The organism is Variovorax sp. JS1663, assembly GCF_002157355.1.
Lineage (GTDB): Bacteria > Pseudomonadota > Gammaproteobacteria > Burkholderiales > Burkholderiaceae_C > Variovorax.
The window spans coordinates 1-1,194 of sequence record NZ_LYMK01000138.1; the positions used below are offsets into that span (position 1 = coordinate 1).

General features: G+C 58.4%; 1 pseudogene. It reads left to right on the plus strand.

What is annotated here, in order from left to right:
• Positions 1–606: pseudogene (locus tag A8M77_RS36385) on the plus strand (SHOCT domain-containing protein); the annotation flags it as partial.
• Between the last annotated feature and the right edge of the window lie 588 nt (positions 607–1,194).

Genomic DNA, 1,194 nt, shown 5'->3' on the forward strand with positions numbered 1-1,194 from the left:
GCCAGCAACTGGTGCGCTTCGCTGCCGTTGATGGCTGCGGCCGTGGGGTATGTCAACAGCACCCAGTTCGCGGCCAGCCAGCCCTCGCTTGCCGATCAGATCCCGACGGGATATGGCGCAGGCGGCGTTCGGGCCTTGGATGGCTCGACCAGCACGTCGGCGGATGTCGTGCAAGGGTCGAACACCACGACGACGCCTGGAACAGCAATAAGTAACGCGGGGACGCCAGGCTATAGCGCATCCAGTCCGAGTCCAGGCAGTACGTCAACTTCGATACCGAACAACGGTTCTCTTGGCGGCTCGATCATGATGAGCGAGAACCGCTATGTACCCAGTCCAAAACACGATGAACAAGGCGGCTGGGGAACGCCGATGGATCTAAACAACGATACCGCGCAGCAGGTTTTGGATCGCTCTGTTCCTGCGGGGAAGCAGCGCTATGGGTACTACGATGGGCGGCTCTATGAATTTCAACCTGACAACGCCGGCGGCTGGCATGGCTACCCCATACCTGGAAACGAAGCGCCGATCTCAGTGCTGAGAGGGCTTCGCGACAGCGGCACAATCACAAATGCCGAATACAACCGCATGCGTCGAGGAGGCTGAAGTTGAATAAATTGATTGTTTATGTGGACGGCAAGCCATTTCTCCGGCCGATGCCACCCTCAGCATGGCCGAACGAAGAGAGATTGATTTCGCTCGTCCTTCAGTCGCCGAACGGAGACGCAGTCTCGCGTGTCATCGAGCAAGTACATAACGTCAGTGCCTTCTTGTCGTGGGTTGCCAAGGTCGCTTGGCATCTTGGGCATGATGCCCCCCCGACCTACCTACCGAAGCGCGAGAGCTTGGCTGCGGCGGTTGAGTCGTTCTACGAAGACGTATTGGATAGCGAATTGGATATCGTAGAAGAAGACCTCTTCCAGTACCGATCGCGTCACGATCTTAGGTTTGCGTTTCGCGGGACAGACGTTCCGTCCATATTGATCGGAAGTTGGCGGGGGGATATCACCTTGTCCAGTACCGCGAACGGTGGGTATGGCTATCTAATTGATCTGCAGAAGCTTCTGACAGTCGTGGGGTGCTGACAGCGTCACGACGGGCCGCGCAGAAGACATCCGCTGGAGCGGCAAGAACTCGCGCGAGGGCCAGCAAAGCCAGGAGACCGGCACCACCATCAGCGGCGCGGGCAGCGTG